General features: G+C 61.3%; 5 protein-coding genes. All 5 read right to left on the bottom strand.

What is annotated here, in order from left to right:
- On the bottom strand, positions 1 to 1,151 hold a 1,151-nt coding region (locus AC1DKD_RS40245; protein ID WP_477144649.1), incomplete at its 3' end, for an NAD(P)/FAD-dependent oxidoreductase.
- 185 nt (positions 1,152 to 1,336) lie between these two features.
- Positions 1,337 to 1,660 (bottom strand): hypothetical protein, encoded by a 324-nt coding sequence (locus AC1DKD_RS40240; protein ID WP_441627920.1) that lies wholly within the window; start codon positions 1,658 to 1,660, stop codon positions 1,337 to 1,339.
- Between the two features lie 307 nt (positions 1,661 to 1,967).
- Positions 1,968 to 2,207: a hypothetical protein gene (locus AC1DKD_RS40235; RefSeq protein ID WP_441627921.1), complete on the bottom strand. Its 240-nt coding sequence runs from the start codon at positions 2,205 to 2,207 to the stop codon at positions 1,968 to 1,970.
- A 48-nt stretch (positions 2,208 to 2,255) separates the two neighbouring features.
- Complete coding sequence (locus AC1DKD_RS40230; RefSeq protein ID WP_441627923.1) at positions 2,256 to 2,480, bottom strand: hypothetical protein; 225 nt, start codon at positions 2,478 to 2,480, stop codon at positions 2,256 to 2,258.
- A gap of 246 nt (positions 2,481 to 2,726) precedes the next feature.
- Positions 2,727 to 3,261: DsbA family protein (locus AC1DKD_RS40225; RefSeq protein WP_477144648.1), on the bottom strand; the 535-nt coding region annotated here is incomplete at its 5' end.

Genomic DNA, 3,261 nt, shown 5'->3' with positions numbered 1-3,261 from the left:
CCCTTGACGAGGCCGACACCATTGCACCCCACGGTGCTGAAGAAGTTGTCCCCATCCTTGCGGAACACGGAGTGATGGTTGAGCGTCATGCTGATGAGCCCGCCCCATGTGTATTCGAAGCGCTTACCGGCAATGAAGGGAAAACGCGCCTCGAATGACGTGCGGTGGTTTGCCCATGCGGCCTGCAGGCAGGTGTCGCTGCTGCGCAGCGCAGGCTGAAGGTGAAACGTGTTGCGCACAAAGATGCGCCCGTCAGGCGTGTAGCGGACGGTGGTTCCGGCCGGGTGCGCCGATGTGGTACCCCAGGGCCGTACCCCGCTGAAATGGGTCGAGACTTCGCTGCCGGATAGCGGTTCGGTCAGGCTCGCATAGGTGAAGAGTGAAGCCAGCCGGTTCCCGGCGCGGCCGAATGCCTCGCTGAAACTGCCGACGGTTAGCGCCAGCACGTCAGCGCGCAAGGTGCCGTCCAGGAACTTCAGGGTATGGACTGGCCCGTAGTCGCAGGCCACTACCGGGCTCGCCGCGAACAGCGTGACTGATTCCGGTAGCGCAGCGGCCAGACCGCGAACCAGGGCCGCCGGGTTTACCAGCACGTTGCCGGGTGTATAGACCGCCGCCTTGTAATAGCTTGTGCCGAGCCGCCGCGAGAGGGCCTGTCCTTCCACGACTTCATATTCGAAGCCAGCGGCCTTCAGGGCGTCGGCAAAACACGCGAGCCTGGCTAGATTGCCTTCCTCGTGCGCCGACATGTATTTCCCCGCGTCGTGCCAGCCGCAATCGATGCGGTATCGTTCTTTCAGGCCGCGCAACTGGCTGATGGCAAAATTGTTCAGCGCGAACAGCTGGCGCTCGTATTCGGCGTCCGGCTGTCCACCATCCACGTTGTGCGGCACATCGATCAGGAAGCCAGCGTTGCGGCCCGAGGTGCCCTGGCCGATCTCAAGTGCGTCGATAAGGGCGATCCTTGCCTGCGGACGGATCTCCGCCAGCCGGCGTGCCAGCGAGATGCCGGTGAAACCGGCCCCTACGATGGCAACATCGAAATGCTGCTCCCCCTTGAGGCGCGCTCCGAGACCGGAATGACGGGAAGGTGATGATTCATACCAGCCGAGATCACCGTCGATGGCTGGTCGTTTGCGTATGGATTGCATTGATAAATTGGCTGCCCGGGAAGGGCAGCCGCTATTCTATACACATAGTGGGCCTGACATGGCGACTGGCAGCGGGAATCAAGACTGGCCGGCCACGGCCGCCCGGCACATTCCCGAAGCGCCCGGGGATGTCGGGCCTTCTTGGCCCGAAAATTCAGCACTCTGGCCGGCGCCGGCGCCACCGCTCACAGCGGCCCGGGAAGTGCCTTCAGGCCGATCCAGAGCACAACGATGACGACGTTGACCGGCACGCTGAGCACACCGGGCACGTAGAAGAGCGCCGACAGGCCAGGCGCGCGCAGCATCAGTTCGACCACGCCACCCAGGGCGCAGAAGGACAGCCCGCACCAGAGCCAGCGCCGCATATAGGTCAGCAGCCAGTGCGCGTGCGCCTGGTTGAAACGCCAGGCGACGGTACGTTCGACGAGATTGCCCCGGCTGACGTCGCGGAACAGCCAGCCGAAGAAGAAGTAGCGGTACAGCATGGTGCGAAAGGCAAGCTCTTGCATGATGACTCCTTCAGCCGCGCCTGTCCGTAGTTCGCCTGGCCCGGCGCTGAATGGCGCCGGGCCCTGCATCTCCGCCCCCACCTGTGTCCGGGACGCAATAGCGGAGAAGATACGCACGGCCAAAAGCGCTTCGGGCTGCCTCGTGCCTGGGCTTCCACGCCCCAAGTACACGCTGGTCACCCCTGGATAGTGGTGTCATACCCCATATGACCTGGCCGATACCGGTTAGTCGCACGGCAAGTGCCATCATTGCACGGCCCATGATCGACCATGAAGCAGGCGCAGCGGCCGGGAAAATGGCGTGAGACTACAGCCCCGTCTGCGTGTTCTCGACGCAAGCCTTTGCGTAGGCAATTGCTTCGCGGATCGCTTCATCCTTGCTGCCGAACCGGTTTTTCATCTTGTGCCGCAAGCCAGGGATGAACTCGTTGGTGTGATCGATCTTTCGCTCGAACAATACTGATGCCTGCCAAATCCCGCCATGTGACTCCCAGACCGTGCAGTGGCAGTGGTAATCCCCTTCTTCGACAAAGACATGGCTCGACACGGCAATCTCCCATCGTTACTCATGGATCATGGAGTGGGCAGAAAATCACTAGCCATTTTCCTTCTCATCGCCCAAGCCAAACAGATGCACGGTGTCCCGGTGTCGCCGGTGAGCTACCAGCGCCAAGCACAGGCCTGCGATTGAGAACCCCAAGGCCCAGCCGATAGTGCGCCGCATCTTCGCGGCCTGTTCGGCCCGGTAGCGGGAGTCCGCGGCTACGCGCACGCCCTCCCAAAACTCGGTTTCCTGGTTGCCGTTTTCGACTATCGCCATGTCTGCCTCCCTTGATGGATGTCGGAGAGATTTATGGAGGAAATCGTAGCATGTAGCACCTGACCACGCAGACCATCCACTACCACTCCGGCACCTGATGGACCTGCCCCCGCTGTCGGGCAGGCTGCGCGTCAGCTCGCCCCGCGAGAATCCGGCATCTCAGGGGGCGATATTGCCGGGACCGCTACGATCCATGCAGCGAAATTGGATTGCCAACACATGGCCCCCGGCCGTGGAGACAACGTTTCATTCATGCCGCGCAAATGCGCGCTCGCCCAATACCTTGTTCAATCGATTGTTCAAAATATCCAGGGATGTGAACCCCGTCGCCAGAAGTTGCAACTGTCCTCGATCTTCGACGAGCAAACTCGGGAAACTTGATATACCCCAGCTACGGGCGAGGGAAAAATCCGCCTGCGTCGCTTGCTTCACATTATCGGATTCGAAGAGATCGCGAAATGCCTGCTTCGATACATCGAGGCCGCTGTCTGCCAGGGCGCCGGCTGCCACTTCGACCAGGACATCCGTTGCCGTGGTATCTCGGGCATCAATGTAGAATGCTCGCTGCAGAGTACGAAATAGCGGAAGCGGATTCTGTCCTGGAGCAAATGCGCGCGCGGTTACCACCGCTCGGCAGATGGGTTCCGTATCGTATACAAAGCCTTCGCGAGCCAGGAACCCCTTGCGGTTGAATTGAAGACCGCTAGCCTGCTCCACGCGCGTCCAGTGTTGAAGGCGGAAGCGTTTGCCGGCGTCGTCCAGAATGTCCGTTGCCCCTGCG

The organism is Cupriavidus sp. 05T313, from assembly GCF_056396665.1.
The sequence above is the reverse complement of the archived record's forward strand: the minus strand, read 5'-3'. Positions and strand labels throughout refer to the sequence as shown.

What these genes read in the sequence shown, in the direction of transcription:
- AC1DKD_RS40240 (WP_441627920.1), bottom strand. Translation starts at nt 1,660, where the DNA reads ATGCAAGAGCTTGCCTTTCGCACCATGCTGTACCGCTACTTCTTCTTC.
- AC1DKD_RS40230 (WP_441627923.1), bottom strand. Translation starts at nt 2,480, where the DNA reads ATGGCGATAGTCGAAAACGGCAACCAGGAAACCGAGTTTTGGGAGGGC.